Source organism: Psychrobacter sp. TB55-MNA-CIBAN-0194 (assembly GCF_040309505.1).
Classification (GTDB): Bacteria; Pseudomonadota; Gammaproteobacteria; order Pseudomonadales; family Moraxellaceae; genus Psychrobacter; species Psychrobacter fozii.
Genome location: NZ_JBEOOW010000496.1, coordinates 1 through 257, shown reverse-complemented (window position 1 = coordinate 257; position 257 = coordinate 1). Strand labels below are relative to the sequence as shown.

General features: G+C 43.2%; 1 protein-coding gene. It reads right to left on the bottom strand.

What is annotated here, in order from left to right; all coding sequences use genetic code 11:
• Positions 1-257, bottom strand: a 257-nt coding sequence (locus AAEY75_RS16025) for a hypothetical protein (RefSeq protein ID WP_352260151.1), incomplete at both ends; no start/stop codon positions are given.

The window sequence follows — 257 nt, the reverse complement described above, 5'->3', positions numbered from 1 at the left end:
ATCTCAATGTTAGGGTTATTAGTAACGCCAGCAGTACCAGTAGCGGTTGGATTTACAGAGAATAATACTGAACCTGCAGTGGCTGCTTCTGTAACGTCAGTACCATTGTTGGTAATGGTATAGCTATAAGTATTTCCGACAGCAGCACCACTAGTGTTTAACGCGACTTCTTTATTCGCACCTGTCGTGATAGCAATCGCACGAGTCTGGTTAGTTGTCGTGACCGTCGCTTTAGTATTGTCATCTTTACCTAGATA